Below are 17,250 nucleotides of genomic sequence, written 5' to 3'. Positions count from 1 at the left end.
CTAGGGTTGTGGAAAGGCTCGTTCTTCTCCCCAAATGCTGTCTAATCTTTGATCTCGACCGCAGTTCCAACGATACACCTTATATCTAACAGGACTTTTCTTGTAGTAATCTTGGTGATGCTTCTCGTTACCTTTTATAGGATAGAATTTAGATACATTTAAGATGGGCGTAACAACCTGTTGCTCTGGAAACTTTGAGATAACAGCTTGCTTAGATGCTTCGGCTAATTCTCTTTCGGTATCATTGGCTACAAAAATTGCACTTTTATAGCTAAACCCCTTATCACAAAACTGGCCTCTATCATCAAAGGGATCAATGTTTACCCAGTAATGTTGCAATAAATCTTGGTAGCTGACTTTGCTTTCATCGTAATCAACTTCTACGGCTTCATAATGGCCTTCATGGTTGCCTCGGTAAGTTGGGTTTTTCAAGGTGCCACCAGTAAAGCCAGATATGACTTCATTTACACCATCTAGTTTTTCAAAGTCTGATTCCATACACCAAAAGCAGCCGCCTGCAAAAATAGCTTTTTCGGCTGAAACATTTGGCGTTATCGCCCCCAGCATTAGGAGTAGTGATAGAGCTAAAAAGTATTTCATTATGTATTTCACTTCTTAAATATTAAGCATTTGATATTCAATAAGACCACTAAAGCAATAAAACATTTCATGGTGAGTAACAAAACATCAAATACATTAGGTTTGCCTTCTTATTCACTGAGTTGAAATAGTAACTGCTAGTTTAGGCTGCTTTTAATATCTCCAGCTTTCTAAATCTGCAGTATCTGGTGCTGTTTTTTCAATTCTCTTGAGTATTTGAGGTATGTAAAAGGTGTTATATCGTATGTGAAAAATCCGTTGCAGCAACGCTCACTGCGGTCTTTATAATCCACCATGTCTTCTTTACCTGTTAGCTATACATATATGCTAATGGCAACAATACTTGCAAAAATGACTAATATGCCTGTGAAACAAATTCGAATTTCGTGTTCTTCAACTTGATGCCCCCTAGGGTAATGCCCAAGCGTCACTATCAATAAAAATACCCGACCCACCCAAAACACGAAAAACTCACAAATCCCTTCTATTAAGATAACTCGAAAAAATCTAAGAATTGACCTGATTATCCCTTCGGCAAGCTCTTCCAATTCGGACTCCAAAAATATTGGTTATAGTAACTCTGTGTTAAGGTAGAAAAATTAAGTCACGAATTGCAAAGTAACACCAGGCGCATAGTAGCCCCAAGCAGGGCCATTTAATCCAGAAGCTGTTCAGCCATAAAACATAAAGAGAATTACGGCCTTCTAATAGCTTTAATGCTCCTGTTTGCCTTAACCTTAAAAAGTACATGTAAATACCACTAAAACTAAGGAAACTTAAGGCAAGCCCAAAGGCAAACCAAACATAACGATAATGCCAGCTGGAAAAGGCACCAAAGTGAAGTGGGTCAGCGGCTTCTGATATGCGAAAGTGCCAGTCAAGCTCACTACCATTATGACCACCAATAAATTCGCCCGTAAGGTTATCAAAAACTTTCTTGTTAGCTCTATCCCTCACCAAAATGGCATCTTCCTGCCCATGAATTTCAATTATGTTTTTAGCGGCAACAAAACGAACCTGGTTAATAGTAAATTCAGGGTGATTGATTTGCATATAATCTATGGCACGGGACAAAGCTTTTGTGGGCTGTACATCTAAATTGCCACTTTGATTGTGGTTTACAGAATTTTTTATCGCAGGGTAGCGGACTCCTGCGCCCCACCTCTCAGCCAAGTACCAAGCACCAGTGATACTTACTAACAATACAAACCATAAACACCATAGCCCAATGAATTTGTGTAGCTCAGCCCAAAAGCGTCGCTTGGTGCTAGCCTCTTTTCTAAGGTTTATAGGTTGAGTTTTAATACGGGCTAATTTAAAGCTAGTTTTTATTCGCTCAAAGGTAAAAAAATATTTCCACCAATGGCTATAAATAAACAGCGAAGAAATAAACAGTAGCAACATAGCTATGCTTAAAGAGCCGACTATTGAGATACCGATTGGTAGAGGTAACTTTAAATGGCGGTGAGATTCTCGAATAAAACGCTGAAAATTATGCCATTTACCTTCACCAGTTATATTGTGGTTAACGGCATCTAAGTAAATTCTGAACCTCTGATTTTCTTGGTCTCGAGCAATGACCTCGATATTGTGCCAAGGCATAGAAGGGCGATTAATACGCTCAATTTTATCCTTTGGGTAGTCTTGATTAACGGCTTGTAGTAAAGCCGGCCAATCTATTAGCTGTTTTTCAGATACCTGGTGCTCAGCCCGAATAGCGGGATTGGTTAACCAGTCTAACTCGGTAGAAATGGTTGCCAAGGTACCCATTAATAACACGAAAGACAGAAGTAGACTAAAATGAAAGCCCGCCCAATAGTGTAATGTAAACCATGTTTTTTGTTTCATAACAATGAGAAAGGCTTAAAGGCTTGTATGTTCATATTTTACTATTTGTAATTGATTTATAAGGTGAGACACAAGGCTTATAGGGTAACTAAGGATATGACTGTTAATTGCACTTAACGTCGCCTACTGTAGCTGCATTGCCTTAAATATTATCGGTATTGATACATAGTCACAAGTTATCTTGGCTTCTTTACATTCTTACTGATGGTATTAAGTGGGTAAATTAACAGCTAAACAAGGCTTGGATCGCCGGCTCTTGTGCCCGCTTTTGTAAACAGCATAAGCCCAGCTGGTAGGTTTCGATGTTACTTAAAGAAATCCGACTCACCTTTTGCCCCACCGAAGAGTGGTCTAATACTATTTGCGGCACAATTGCTAATCCACATCCCAGTGCCACCATACTTACTATCGCTTCGTTACCTGCTACTGTTGCATATACTCTAGGGCGAATACCTTGCTCCGCCAACCAGTGATGTACAATTCGTTTTGATGGACCCGACTCGGGTAACACCATAGAGTGATGCCGCCAATCCACTTGTTCTAACCGCGTTAATTGCGTGTCTTTTGGGGCAATCAATACCAAGGGTATCTCCCCTAGAGGTAAGAAATGTAGTTCTTTGGGAAAATCAGGGGTGTGGATGGCAATAGCCGCATCTACATCTTGCTGCATAACCTTGATGACAGATAGCGCTGGATCGCCCGTATTGAGCTTTATTTCAACCTGAGGATACTTATGCCTGAAGTGATCTAGCAAGCTAGGTAGGTGACTTTGACTCGCCGTTACCGAGCAATACAAGCTTAGCTCTCCTTGAAGTTGCTGGTGGGATTGCTGTAATTCAGCTTGTAACTTCTTCCACTCGTTTAACATTTGTTGACTAAACCCTAACAGGCTTGACCCTGCTGCTGTGAGCTTAACTTTACGGTTGTCCCGCACAAATAACGGCGTACCGCATTCTTCTTCTAAGCGCTGAATTGAGCGACTCAAAGTAGAGGGGCTAACGAACATAGCCTGGGCAGTGCGATTAAAATGCAAACTGCTCGCCAAATGTTGAAATAACTCTAAGCTACGAATGTCCAAAATTAGTCCCTAAAAACCATTGTTGCAATTTATGAAATATTATATTGCAAATATATCATTTTAAACAACGCGATACATTGTCTATTATCTGGCCATCGTAAATGAAACACTCATTTACACAGAAAAGATTAGGATTTATACATGGCAAATTATTTCAATACATTATCGTTACGTCAGCAATTAGACCAAATTGGTCGCTGTCGTTTTATGCAACGTTCAGAGTTCTCTACTGGTTGTGATTTTCTTAAAGGTAAGAAAATCGTCATAGTAGGCTGTGGTGCGCAAGGCTTAAACCAAGGTTTAAACATGCGTGACTCAGGCTTAAACATCTCTTATGCGCTTCGCCAAGCTGCAATTGATGAAAAGCGTGATTCGTTTAAACGTGCTAGCGATAATGGTTTTACTGTTGGTACTTATCAAGAGCTTATTCCAACAGCTGATATCGTTTATAACCTTACGCCTGATAAGCAACACTCAAGTGTAGTTGAAGCGGTTATGCCGTTAATGCAACAAGGTGCAACTTTAGGTTATTCACATGGTTTCAACATTGTTGAAGAAGGCCAACAAATTCGTTCAGACATTACTGTTGTTATGTGTGCACCTAAGTGTCCAGGTACTGAAGTACGTGAAGAATATAAGCGTGGATTCGGTGTGCCAACCCTTATCGCTGTTCACCCAGAAAACGATCCTCAAGGTCAAGGTTGGGATATCGCTAAAGCATTAGCATCTGCTACAGGTGGCGACCGCGCTGGTGTATTAGAATCATCATTTGTTGCTGAAGTTAAGTCTGACTTAATGGGTGAGCAAACTATTCTATGTGGTATGCAACAAGTTGCAGCTATTTTAGGTTACGAAAAAATGGTAGCTGATGGCATTGACCCAGGTTATGCGGGCAAGCTAATCCAAGACGGTTTAGAAACTATCACCGAAGCACTTAAGATCGGTGGTGTAACTAATATGATGGACCGTTTATCTAACCCTGCAAAAATCAAAGCCTTTGAATTAGCTGATGAACTAAAAGTATTGTTAGGTGACTTATTTGGTAAGCATCAAGACGACATCATCAGTGGTGAGTTTTCTCGCACTATGATGGAAGACTGGGCTAACGGCGATGCTAACTTACTTAAGTGGCGTGAAGAGACTGGCGAGACTGGTTTTGAAAATGCACCTGAGTATAGCGGTGTTATCGATGAGCAAGAATACTTCGACCACGGTGTATTTTTAGTTGCGATGATCAAAGCAGGTGTTGAACTAGCGTTTGATGTAATGGTTGAAGCTGGAATTTTACCAGAGTCTGCATACTACGAATCACTGCACGAAACTCCGTTAATTTCTAATACTATCGCCCGTAAGCGTTTATACGAAATGAACGTAGTTATCTCTGATACTGCTGAATACGGTAACTATTTATTCGCTAACGCTGCAGTGCCAATTTTACGTGAGAAATTAATGCCAAATATCGGCATTGATTTAATCGGTAAAGCATATACAACTGCGACTAACAGCGTAGATAACAAAAAATTAGTTGATATCAATAAAGCTATCCGTGAAAGCGGCGTTGAAACAATCGGCGCAACCTTACGTGGTTACATGACTGATATGAAAACAATTGTTGAGTCTGCATAAGGTTTATTGCATTCAACACTGACGATTTCTGTCGTAAAAGTGTTATCGCCTTTGGCTTAACACTTCCCTGTTGCCCAACCTTATGGTTGGGCTTTTTTATGGGTAAAATAAAGGTGCGTCTTTATATGGATACAGGTATTAATGATAAAAAGGTGCATGACTTCAGCGAACAGGTAAGAAAAATAAGCCATTAATTTTCAATATCTTAAAAGTGCTTATTATTTGTACAGGGAGTAGCTAAAAGCATACAAATAAAACCAAAATATATTGCTACCTTATTGTTTTTTAAGGAATAATACTTTGGCTCGTGAATTGCTGTGGTAGGATATTATAATAAAATTCATAGGTACTTGTGTACTAATGTATAAGTGGTAAATCGGAAACAGATAAATGAATGAAACGATAACGCGTATCTCTCAAATGGATGATTGGGTGTTTGAAGTTAAAATGGTCAGAGCTTTAAAAGTCAAAAAACATGGAGAGCCATACTCAGCGGTTGCCAACTTAACGGCAAATGGTGATCAAATGTATATTGATTCACATTTATCAATTAACGATGAAGAGCTCACCAAGGAAGATTTTTTAACTATTTATAAATTTTGTCAGTCAATGGGCATGAAAAATATTAGTTATGACCGAATAAAAAATGGCCTTAAATCTTCAAAGCAGGTAGAGATAGCGCAAAGTACCGCGCCACAATTTAGGTTAGTTGAATAGCGATAAGTTACAAAGTAACTTTGTATAGCTGCCACTAGTATAATGACATACTAGTGAGGGTCTAAAGTTATTCTGCTTTCCAATAAAATAGAAACGCAAGAAATCCAAACACTCCAAAGCCCAGCGCTATTGGGGTGATAGTTTGTTCAATAAATCCACCTATAAATATCGCAATTGGCACTGAAAATAGGCTACTTAAAGAGCCAATAATTGCGGCCCCCAGTCCTGCCATGCTTCCTAATGGCTGCATGGCCATGGCGTTAAGGTTTCCAAATAAAATACCAATACAGAAAAACGCACAAAACAAAACCAGAATAAACAACCACATAGGCGGAATGCCGCCATAAAACCAAGCTAACCCTACAAGCAAAGCAGAAAAAGAGAGCCAACCAAGCATTGCCCAACTACATAAGGTTCTCATGCCTAGGCGCATTACTAAGTTGCCATTAATAAACGATGCAAACCCTATGGAAAAGGCCAATAAGGCAAAGTAAATTGGAAACATCTCTGCCACATCATAAATATCTTGAAATATAGTCTGTGAAGCACTGATATACGCCAAAAAAGCACCAAATATTAGGCCCATGGATATGGTGTAAAACATCACTAATCTGTTGGTTAATATAAACTTACTTGACTCCCAAAGCTGATGCCAACTAAAAGGCTGACGCATTTCTTTTGGTAAGGTTTCTGGCTGACGAATAAAGAACCATAGGCCAACCAATAATCCAATTAACAAAAAAGACGAAAAAATATGCCGCCAAGACGCCCAAAACATAACTGCTTGGCCAAAGCTTGGGGCCACCATGGGCACTAGAATAAACACCATCATAATAAATGACATGACGCGCGCCATGGCCTCGCCTTCATATTTATCACGTATGACGGCTTGCGCTGCTATTCTTGGCCCTGACACCCCAAACGCTTGGATCACTCGGCCAATAAGCATGAGAGTAAGGGATTCTGATAACATGCAAATCACCGAACCAATGGCAAAAATAATTAAGCCAGACAAGATAGCATAGCGTCTGCCTTTGTCGTCTGATATAGGTCCGTAGTAAAGTTGCCCAAACCCCATGCCCACAAAAAACAGAGATACGATTAAATGGGTATCTTGGACAGATTGTATCTGTAAGTCGCTACCTATCTGAGACAGCGCTGGCAACATAGCATCAATACTGAGAGCTACTAAGGATGTCATAACCGCCATCAGAGCCACAAATTCACTAATACCGATATCGGGCTTAGTGGGTGGATTTTTTAGGGGTTCTGGTGACGACATTTAATTGACCTGTAATACATAAGAAAAAGAGCGGATGAATTCTACCACTACTGAGTAACAGTATGATTAAAGTTTTTATATGTTAGAAAAAAGCGCTTTTATCTAAAGGTTTATTAACTGGATAAAAGCGCGGTGATATCGTTAGTTTAAGTGCTTTTTCAAAAATGCATCCATAGCTTTAAAGGTTGCGTGACGATTACGCTGAATGGATAAATAGTGGTCGCCGTTTTCTAGTTCGATATATTCAACTTCTTTGTCTAAGTCTTGCAGCTCTTCAACCATGACACGACTTTGACTAACACTTACAATTCTGTCGTCTTCACCATGGATAAATAGCATGGGTATTTTGACTTTGTCTGCATTGTAAGCAGGCGATCGGGCACGTAAATCATCAAAGTCATCACCAATTTGTTGTTTAACAAATTTACTGTTTAGATATCTTCGGCTTTTAATAACTAATTGTCTTAGGTCGGTGACACCGGCAAAACTCACAGCGCATTTAAACAAATCTGGCGTTTTAACAGCGGCCATTGCGGCTGCATAACCGCCGTAGCTCGCACCAACGATACACATTTTGTCTTTTGCTGCGATATTTTGTTCTACTAACCAGTTAGCGGCATCTGTTAAATCATCTTGCATGGTTAAACCCCAGCCTTGCATCTGGCTTTGGGCAAACTCATAGCCGTAGCCCTTAGAGCCCCTAAAGTTAGGTCTAAATACTGCGTATCCGCGGTTTGCAAAAAATGACGTCCAGTAATCAAAGCCACTATAGTCTCTAGCGCCTGGCCCGCCATGGGGGTGAATAATCGCAGGTACAGGGCCTTCTGTTCCTAATGGTAATGTTAAGTAGCCTTCTATTTTTGTTCCGTCTCTGGATGTGTAGGTGACGAGTTCGTGCTCGGTCAATACTTCAGGTACTAGTTTTGGATACTGTTCTAAAATGGGAGTGAGGCTTTTTAGTTTTCTATTTCCTAAAAAATACATACCAGGACTGAAATCATTTTCGGTAAAGATTAAATATACGTTCTCATCACGACTAAAGTCAGTTAAGTACACGTCTTCGTCTGGCAGTGCTTTAGATAAAGCGATCTGAAAGTCTTCAGTGGGTTTATCCCAATAAATTCGACCAAATTTACTATTGGCATGACGAATACCAACAGCATCATTCGTTTTTTTGGAATAAACCAGTGAGCCATTCACATCATAATCAGGATCTTCAAAAACAAGTGTGGATTCGCGAGACACCAGATCTATTTTGTAGAGTGCTTTTTTGTCTCCCTTGTATTTACTGTAGTAAAGAATGTTCGGGTCTTTAGCAAACCCTAAAGGAGTTATTTCCGGATCAGTAAAGGCATTATATTCAAAAATTTCATGCCAAGTGTCGTCATCTCCAATTTTTACTCTAGTAGAAGCTTCTCCGTCTTTATAGCTAAGTGCTTTACCTAATCGTACTTTGCCTTGTCTATCAACCATCCAGTCTCTGACCTTCATTTTCCCTCTGACAAGTCGGCTTCTTGCTCCTGAGTATATGTTCAGCTTGTATACGTCAGGGAGGCTAGCTACATCTAAATCTGCAGATAATAAAATATGCTCTGGATCATCGGGTAAGAAAGATATGACATTGTCTTGAAATTGAGAAATACGATCGTTACTACCCATACGACTCGTGCGAGGCTTGAGTAACTGGCGCTGTACAGGCGTTTCGCCATCAACATCTATGGCAATTAAACGGGTTTCCATGGTACTAGTGGTACCTCTTTGAGAGGCAAAGCGTAAGCTTACTATTAGAGTATTATCATTGGCCCACTCAAACCAATTGGTTCTCACTTTTTCATTGTCAGATTTTACAATCAGTTGCTTTTTGCCTGTGGTTAAATCAACTGATGTTAATACTGAAATTTCTGGTGATTGATAATTTCTAAGGTAGGCTATTTTATTACCAGTTGGCGATAAAGCTGGCTGTGAATAGCTGGGCAGTTGACTAAAACTCTCAACAGGTAACTCTTCTGCAATACTGCTTAAAGTCACACTTAAAGCAGCAAAAAAACAACATAAACGGATGATTCCATTCATAAAAACTCCAAAAATTACGACAACATCAAATAAAACTATACACAATGCTTAATCATTTGACATTAATTTTTGAAGTTCAGAGATGGTGAATCTTATACCCTTAACCTTTAGTTAAGATGCTTTTTCAAGAATGCATCCATAGCCTTAAAAGTTGTATGGCGGTTACGCTGAATAGATAAATAATGATCGCCGTTTTCTAACTCAATAAATTCAACCTCCTTATCTAAACTTTGTAGGGCATTTACCATAGTTTTACTTTGTTCTACCGCTACCACAACATCATCTTCACCATGAATAAACAGCATAGGGATTTTTACCTTATTAGCATGATAGGCAGGAGAGCGGGCCTTTAGATCTTCAGAGTCGCTACCGAGTTGTTTTTTTGCAAAGTTACTATTGAGATAGCGGCGGCTGGTACTGACTAACTCTTTAAGGTCGGTTACACCAGCAAAGCTAACAGCGCATTTGAATAAGTCTGGTGTTTTTACTGCGGCCATAGCTGCGGCGTAGCCACCATAACTTGCGCCAACAATACACATTTTGTCTTTCACAGCGATGTTTTGTTCTACTAACCAGTTTGCGGCATCAGTTAAATCATCTTGCATGGTCAAACCCCAGCCTTGCATCTGGCTTTGGGTAAACTCATAACCGTAACCTGTCGAACCTCTAAAGTTGGGCCTAAATACGGCGTAGCCTCGATTTGCAAAAAATGAAGTCCAATAGTCAAAACCATCATATTCACGAGCCCCGGGGCCACCATGGGGGTGTAATATTGTGGGAACAGGGCCATCAGCACCTAGAGGTAGGGTTAAATAACCTTCTAGCTCAGTGCCATCTCTAGCTGTGTAGGTGATAAACTTATGTTCAGTGAGTACTTCTGGAACAAGCTCTGGATATTGATCAAGTACAGGTACTAAAGAGTTTTTATTTCTATTCCCAAAGTAATACACGCCAGGTGTATAGTCGTTTTCTGTGTACAACAGGTAAATACTTTCGTCCTGATTAAAGTCCACTAAATAAACGTCTTTATCTGGTAAAGCCTTGTTTAAAGATTGCTGGAATTTTTTTCTAGATTCATCCCAATATACTCGACCGTCTGCGCTATTGGAGTGATAGACTCCAATGACATCATTAGATTTTCTTGAGTAAATTAGTGAGCCGTCCACATCGTAATCTTCGTCTTCAAATACCAAAGTAGATTCTTTGGTTACTAAATTAATTTTGTAGAGCGCTTTTTTATCGCCTTTATATTGGTTGTAGTACAAGATGTTTGGGTCTTTAGCAAAACCTAATGGTGTAATAGCAGGCTCTTCTAAGGCGTTGTATTCAAACATGTCATGCCAAGTATCATCATCACCAATTTGTACTTTGATACCTGCTGCTCCATGGGCATAATCTAGCCTTTTACCAAGACGTACTTTGCCTTGTCTATCGGCCATCCAACTGCGGATCATGGACCGACCTCGAACAACCCGAGATTTTTTATCTGAATAAATATTAACTTTGTAGACACTTGGTAAGTTTGCTTTATCTAAGTCTAGTGCTACTAAAATGTGCTCAGGATCGTCAGGTAAAAATGACACTACTGTGTCTTGAAATTGTGATGACCTTTGACTTCTTTTGGGTTTGGCAATTTGGCGCTGAACCGAACTATCTCCGTCAATGTCAACTGCTAGTAGGCGGGTTTCTGTGTAATCTGTTCGTCCTTGAGTAGAGGTATATCGCACACTCACAATTATCGTTTTTTCGTTAGCCCATCTGAACCATTTGATTTTGATTTTTTCGTTGTCTGACTTAACTAAATGCAGTTGTTTGCCGGTTACTAAGTCGAAAGACGTTAATAGGGTGAGTTCTGGAGACAGGTGGTTCTTAATAAAAGCAATTTTATTACCGCTAGGGGATAAGCTAGGTCGTGCATGGCTAGGTAATTGACTAAAGCTCTCTATGGCCAATTCTTTGGCAAAAGAATTAAGGCTACAAAAACATAAAAAAACAAACAGACGAATTCCATTCATACTTAAGGATCCCAATTAAATGTTAAATATTTATTTCTAATTAAAACCCAAAGTTATCATATTGTTAAAATAAAATTAATATTATTTTGAGGAGTTTACCCGAAAAGAACATTAATTCTTAAGCTGCTTTGTATGCTAGTTGCTGCTCTTTAACTCGAGTTATCACGAGGTAATATTATTAACCTGCTAGTGTCAGGGTTGAGTTAGAGTACGCCCCGATATGCGTCATATGACTAATTGAGAAACATTCCATTGTATTAATAATGTTGCCATCAATAAATGGAAAGAAAATCCTATGAACCTGACAAAGATTGCGATTTCATCAATTTTAATAAGTACCCTGATTAGCTCTACGTCAACCATGAGCCAGACGAATACACCTGAAGAAGCAACGACAGATAAACCTAATATTCCTGGGGTGGTTCCTTCTGATATTGATTCTGCCACGCCAGGCTTGATGCCGATAAACCCCTTAAAAGATGTGCCAGAAGATGTCATGGCGATTCTAGATACTTTGTCAGACACCAAGCGAGATTTTGTGCTTAGTGGCAAGGCTGGAACGGTTATCGGTAAAGACGTACTTTTTAAATTACTCACCTCTGACTCAAAAAATGATCCTGAGCAATATATAGATACAGTTATGTCTATCTATGAACGCATCCCTTTTAACGAAGCAACCAATAAAGGCGCAATAGAGTTAGATCAATCCTCCCCTGAATTTAATAGTTGGCGTTTAAAACGTCCACAGTCATTAAACCCAGACAGAGAGCCTGGCCCTATTAAGCTAAGTCGCTATTTAAGTGGCAGAGGTATGGGGATCCCAACTTTCGCCAGTGCCCCTGTGGCCTTAACTCCAGAAGACCTTATTGCAGGAGAAGTAGACGTTGCCATTATGGGCGCGCCTTTAGATATGGGTTCAGGATGGCGAGATGCAATCCATGGGCCTCGCGCCATGCGTATGCTACGCAGAGGTACCAGTGGCACAGATGTATCGACTATGGTTAACCCTGGTTCAGTGTTAAATATTGTAGATTACGGTAACGCAGCAATTGACCAGTTGAGTACTGAGCGAAGTATCGAAGAAGTACGCTCAATGGTACGGGAAATAGCAGAAACAGGTGCCGTACCTATCATAATCGGTGGTGACCACTCCTTAGAGTATCCTAACGTTGCCGGTATTGCCGATGTGTATGGAAAAGGCAAGGTGGCCGTAGTGCATTTCGACGCTCACTTAGACACAGGTAGAGGTAGAGTGCATCTGCTAAGCCATGGTCAACCTATATACCGATTAATGAAAGAAGCTCACGTTAGGCCAGAAGATTTTATTCAAGTGGGTTTACGAGCCCATTACAGTAAAAGTTACTACGAGTGGGAAAAGGAAATCGGCATGAAGTATCACACCATGGCAGAGGTGGAACGTCGTGGCTGGGACGATGTAATGGATAGAGTTATCAAAGAAGCCACAGAGCACACAGATTATCTTTATGTTTCATTTGACGTAGATGTACTCGACCCTGCATTTCAGCCCGGTACAGGTACACCGGTTTCTGGTGGGCTAACTATGCGCGAAGCTATCCCAATTGTGAGACGTTTATGCGCTGAAACTAAGCTAGTTGGGTTTGATATTGTAGAGCTTGCGCCAGCTCTTGATGCTAGCTATGTCGGTGCTCTGAACGCTAATAGTCTAATGTTTGCATGTATGACAGGTATAGCTATGCACAAAAAAGGCATCACAGAAAAAGCGTTTATTAGTGAGCTTTCTTCTGAGCATGGTCAAGATAATTATTATGGAGAGAAAAAATGATGACCAAGAGGTTTTTATCTAAAAAATTAGCTCTTACGGCGCAGCTAGCCTCTATCTTAATCGGGTTTTCTGCTTGTACTATTGGTTACTCTGAGCCAGCTTCTACTTCCGTAAACTTGCCACCTACAGATAGCGCAAAGTTAGGTCTACTAACAGATGAAGAATTAAGTTTCTTGCGCGATAGTAAAAAATTAGCTTGGTTTGGCCTTACCGAAGAAAAACTATTTACTAAATTGGCTACAAGAGACGACCAAGGTGTGAAGACCTTGATCTCAGATATGTTAATTACTTACCAAGCGGCCCACTTCCAAGAAGGTCAGGGCACTGGTTCCACAATAAAAAACGGAGTACTTGAGCCTTTATCCACAAGTGCTGATATCGCAAGCATTCCCATTAATACTCAAGCCGGAGGATTTAACAAAGGTACGATTATTAGCCCAGCAATATTAGACGAGTATAAACGCAGCCCAGGTCCGATTAATTTACAACGTTATGTTCATGAGGAAGATGGTATTCCCACCTTTGCTGGTGCGCCTGTAGCAATACGTACTGAAGATTTAGTGGCCGGAAACATAGAAGTAGCATTTGTTGGGGTGCCACTGGCGCTAGGCTCTGGATGGCGAGATGCCCAACATGCTCCTACTGTGCTGCGGGGTATGTATGGTTTAGCAGGTTACGATATTGCAGGTGGTGTTGACCCAAGTATGGCATTAAACATTGCTGACTTTGGTAATGTAACCACCGATTACCTAAGCCTTGAGCTGAGTGTAGATCATATCAAAGAGCAAATTGGTTCTATGATGGATGCAGGTGTCGTTCCTTTTATCGTGGGAGGTGATCATGCCATTATGTATCCTAATGTAGCCGCTACCACAGACCATTACGGCAAAGAAAATGTGGGTGTAATCCAACTTGATGCGCATTTTAATGGCAAGCGTGGTTTAGCCCATTACTATTCAGACGAGCAAAGTGTCTCTCGTTTAATAGAAGATGAACTGCTTCTAGGAGAAAACCTTATTCAGGTTGGTTTACGGGGCCCTTCTCAAGATAAAGAGGCCTTACAATGGCTAAAAGACCAAGGTGTGGTGTACCACACTATGGCTGAAATCGGCGAAACAGGCTGGAAAGTCGCGCAGAATAAAATAATTAAACAAGCCAAATCCTATGACTCAACTTTTATTTCTTTTGATATCAGTGTGTTAGACCCAGCATATGCACCGGGTGCAGGTCGTCCGATTCCAGGTGGTTTATCTATCACACAAGCAACTACCTTAGTTAGGCGCCTATGTGCAGAAACCCAAGTGACTGGGTTTGAAATACTTGATATTACGCCCTATTTGGATGTGAGCTACAAGACAGCACTTAATGCAAACTATGTGATGCATGCTTGCCTAACTGGTATAGCCATGCGAAAAATGGGTAATACCCAACCTAATCATATTGATCCATTAGCATTTAGTGAATAACAGAACTGGGTAGGTGTGCTGTTACGCTCCTACCCAGTATTGTTGGATGCAGAATACTTGCCTAGTCAAAGAGCAAATAAACAAGGCGTATTTATTTACAAAATTCATAGGTTTATATTAAGTTATTGGGTGTTTTTTAGGGTACAGTTTTATCAAATAGATAGCTTTAGTTAGCTGACATGTATTCAACGTTTTAGTAAGTGTATCTTGGAGGTGTATGTATACAGTTCTTGTTGTAGATGATTCGCCTGATTCATTAAGTTTAATTAATGATATTTTAGAAAAAGAAGGGATCAGCACACTTGTTGCCCTTGAAGGAAGTCAAGCGATTGTCATCGCCGAACAAATTAAGCCAGATATCATCTTGCTTGACGCTGTCATGCCCAAAATGGATGGCTTTGAAACCTGCATTAAGCTCAAACAAAATCGTGCTTTAAATCATATTCCTGTGGTGTTTATGACAGGGTTAAAAGATTCGGAAAATATCCTTAAAGGTTTGAATGCTGGTGGCGTGGACTATGTAACTAAGCCCGTTAATCCTGAAGAGTTGATTGCCCGCATAAAAAGACATATTGGTAATGCACAAATTACTTCTAGCGCCCAAAAAGCCCTTGATAGTATTGGGCAAAGGTTATTTTCTATTAGCCCTGAAGGAAAACTATTATGGGCTACGCCGCAAACCCATAATTTTTTATCTAACATTCCCCACTCAGATGATTGGTTAAGCGATAACCTAATTCCTTTTGTGACTCAAATTGCTAATGATAACAAGCCAATAGGTGAAGTGTATAAGCTTGAACATCAAGAAGGGGCTTGTGAGTTGTCTCTCGTCGCTAGGTTAGATAACGGTGATTGCACCTTTCGTATTAGTCATTTTGTCGAAAAAATGTCAGGTGAAGATAAACTCAAGGCTGAGCTTAATATTACTAACCGAGAATCAGAGGTATTGTATTGGTTATCAAATGGTAAAAGTAATAAGGAAATAGCGCTTATTCTTAATATTGGCTCTCGAACGGTTAACAAACACCTTGAACAAGTATTTGCAAAATTAGGTGTTGAAAACAGAACAACCGCAGCGGGTATCGCCATTCGCATACTCGCAGAAGAATAAAATAAGACTTTGCATGGCCACTAACCAAGCTTTAATAACCTCTAAATACCAAAGTGCCTTTTCTGCTTTTCAAGAAAATAATATTGAAGCGGCACACAGACAATGTGTCGAAATACTGAATATTCAGCCTAATTATCATCAGGCTTATTACTTATTGTCCCTTATTAACACGCAAATCCACCAGTATAATAAGGCGGCTGAGCTGCTAAAGCGAGCCATACAAATAGCCGACATAGCTAAATACCGTATTGAGTTGGCAAAAAGTTATTCATTATTAGGTATATCAGATGCTGTTATTGCCATTGGTAATACAGTGGATATTACTAAACTCACTTCGTTTTATGAGCTTGATACCCTAGGGGTAATCATGAGCCGGGTAGGAGTTCATTCTCAGGCGTTAAAGTGCTTTAGAAAAGCCAATGGCATCAAAGCAACCCCCGAAACTTTATATAACTATGGTGTTGCCGCAAAATTTTGTGGCGAGAACAAAGAAGCTCATGGTGCCTTAAAACAAGCTCTCGCCTTAAAACCAGACTACCATCAAGCTCATTTTGCCATAGCTGACCTAACCACTGGGGATGAAATAGAAGAGCATATTCGGCAGTTAAAAACTATGCTTGCAGAGCTTGAAACTAGCCAGCGTGAGGTACCCATTGAAGCGAGTATGCACTTAAGTCATGCCTTAGCAAAAGAGTACGAAAAGCAGAAAAAATATCAGTTAGAATTTGCCACACTCCTACAGGCTAAACAACTAAAAGCAAAGGCAATTCCTTACGACCGCACTGTAGATAAAGAAATTTTTGAAGGCCTACACTCAACACTAAAAGCTGGGGGCGTAAACCCACTAGATAGTACTAATAAACCTCGCCCAATTTTTGTAGTGGGTATGCCTAGATCTGGGACCACCTTAGTGGAACGAATTTTATCTAATCACAGCCAAGTGACCTCTGGGGGCGAGTTAGAAGACTTTAGCCTTATACTCAAGCAATTAACAAATACAGCTTCTCAATCTGTATTAAACAAAGAGGTTTTTAAGTCGGTATCTGATATCAATTACGCCGCTATCGCTCAAACTTATTTAAGCAGAACCGCCCACATCGGTAATAATAAAGGGCACTTTGTAGATAAACTCCCCTTTAACTTTTTCTACCTGCCTTTCATCAGGCGGGCTTTCCCTAACGCAAAAATCATTTGTTTACTTCGTAACCCAATGGACACCTGTGTAGGTAATTTTAGGCAGTTATTTTCTATTCGAAATCCTCACTATCATTACACTCAAAGCCTTGATGATTGTGCTTGGTTCTATCAAGAGTTTGAATCTTGGATATCTTGTTGGGCCCAAGTAGATAAAGCTAATACCAAGCTAGTGAAATACGAAGAGCTAGTCACAAACCCACAAATTGAAATACCCAAATTAATTGATTTTTGCGATCTTGCTTGGCAGCCTCAATGCTTAGAAGTTCAAAGCAATCAGTCTCCTGTTTCTACCGCTAGTAAAATGCAAGTTAGAGAGCCAATTAATCAAAAGTCTATCGACCGTTGGCGTCGATATCATCCCTATACTACTGATATTGAACAAGTTCTGGTTAAATAATTAACCTACGTCAAATGACGTATGTCCCATGGGAAT

12 protein-coding genes are annotated in these 17,250 nt (G+C 40.1%); 6 read left to right on the top strand and 6 right to left on the bottom strand.

Features of this window, described 5'->3' with window-relative positions; translation table 11 throughout:
- The 3 genes from msrA to ilvY all read right to left on the bottom strand — a co-directional run bounded on the left by msrA (position 1) and on the right by ilvY (position 3,526).
- Entirely contained in the window at positions 1 to 600 is a 600-nt protein-coding gene (gene msrA / locus ACMUMK_RS18020) for a peptide-methionine (S)-S-oxide reductase MsrA (protein ID WP_414702544.1), read from the bottom strand.
- A gap of 585 nt (positions 601 to 1,185) precedes the next feature.
- Positions 1,186 to 2,448 (bottom strand): PepSY-associated TM helix domain-containing protein, encoded by a 1,263-nt coding sequence (locus ACMUMK_RS18015; protein WP_414702543.1) that lies wholly within the window; start codon positions 2,446 to 2,448, stop codon positions 1,186 to 1,188.
- Positions 2,449 to 2,671: 223 nt separating this feature from the next.
- Complete coding sequence (gene ilvY / locus ACMUMK_RS18010) at positions 2,672 to 3,526, bottom strand: HTH-type transcriptional activator IlvY (RefSeq protein ID WP_414702542.1); 855 nt, start codon at positions 3,524 to 3,526, stop codon at positions 2,672 to 2,674.
- 141 nt (positions 3,527 to 3,667) lie between these two features.
- On the opposite strand from ilvY, the gene ilvC reads away from it, so the two are divergent.
- Together ilvC and ACMUMK_RS18000 are read left to right on the top strand one after the other, a co-directional pair.
- The gene (gene ilvC / locus ACMUMK_RS18005; protein WP_414702541.1) at positions 3,668 to 5,152 is read left to right on the top strand and encodes a ketol-acid reductoisomerase; all 1,485 of its coding nucleotides are present in this window, start codon (positions 3,668 to 3,670) and stop codon (positions 5,150 to 5,152) included.
- 390 nt (positions 5,153 to 5,542) lie between these two features.
- Positions 5,543 to 5,869, top strand: a complete 327-nt coding sequence (locus tag ACMUMK_RS18000; protein ID WP_414702540.1) for a hypothetical protein — start codon at positions 5,543 to 5,545, stop codon at positions 5,867 to 5,869.
- Between the two features lie 67 nt (positions 5,870 to 5,936).
- On the opposite strand, the gene ACMUMK_RS17995 is transcribed toward ACMUMK_RS18000, so the two are convergent.
- The 3 genes from ACMUMK_RS17995 to ACMUMK_RS17985 all read right to left on the bottom strand — a co-directional run bounded on the left by ACMUMK_RS17995 (position 5,937) and on the right by ACMUMK_RS17985 (position 11,239).
- Positions 5,937 to 7,151: a multidrug effflux MFS transporter gene (locus ACMUMK_RS17995; protein ID WP_414702539.1), complete on the bottom strand. Its 1,215-nt coding sequence runs from the start codon at positions 7,149 to 7,151 to the stop codon at positions 5,937 to 5,939.
- Between the two features lie 141 nt (positions 7,152 to 7,292).
- On the bottom strand, positions 7,293 to 9,224 hold the full coding sequence (locus tag ACMUMK_RS17990; RefSeq protein ID WP_414702538.1) for an alpha/beta fold hydrolase: 1,932 nt from the start codon (positions 9,222 to 9,224) through the stop codon (positions 7,293 to 7,295).
- A 107-nt stretch (positions 9,225 to 9,331) separates the two neighbouring features.
- Positions 9,332 to 11,239, bottom strand: a complete 1,908-nt coding sequence (locus ACMUMK_RS17985; RefSeq protein WP_414702537.1) for an alpha/beta hydrolase family protein — start codon at positions 11,237 to 11,239, stop codon at positions 9,332 to 9,334.
- A gap of 295 nt (positions 11,240 to 11,534) precedes the next feature.
- On the opposite strand from ACMUMK_RS17985, the gene ACMUMK_RS17980 reads away from it, so the two are divergent.
- From ACMUMK_RS17980 to ACMUMK_RS17965, 4 genes are all read left to right on the top strand, one after another.
- Positions 11,535 to 13,043 (top strand): agmatinase family protein, encoded by a 1,509-nt coding sequence (locus ACMUMK_RS17980; protein WP_414702536.1) that lies wholly within the window; start codon positions 11,535 to 11,537, stop codon positions 13,041 to 13,043.
- Entirely contained in the window at positions 13,040 to 14,509 is a 1,470-nt protein-coding gene (locus ACMUMK_RS17975; RefSeq protein WP_414702535.1) for an agmatinase family protein, read from the top strand. The genes ACMUMK_RS17980 and ACMUMK_RS17975 overlap by 4 nt, the downstream gene beginning before the upstream one ends.
- A 217-nt stretch (positions 14,510 to 14,726) precedes the next feature.
- Positions 14,727 to 15,620 (top strand): response regulator, encoded by an 894-nt coding sequence (locus ACMUMK_RS17970; protein WP_414702534.1) that lies wholly within the window; start codon positions 14,727 to 14,729, stop codon positions 15,618 to 15,620.
- A 13-nt stretch (positions 15,621 to 15,633) separates the two neighbouring features.
- Positions 15,634 to 17,214 (top strand): tetratricopeptide repeat-containing sulfotransferase family protein, encoded by a 1,581-nt coding sequence (locus ACMUMK_RS17965; protein ID WP_414702533.1) that lies wholly within the window; start codon positions 15,634 to 15,636, stop codon positions 17,212 to 17,214.
- Positions 17,215 to 17,250: the final 36 nt, after the last annotated feature.

This window comes from Paraglaciecola sp. 2405UD69-4, from assembly GCF_047525415.1.
Taxonomy (GTDB): domain Bacteria; phylum Pseudomonadota; class Gammaproteobacteria; order Enterobacterales; family Alteromonadaceae; genus Paraglaciecola.
Note: the sequence above shows the minus strand (reverse complement) of the source record. Positions and strands in the feature narration are given on the sequence as shown.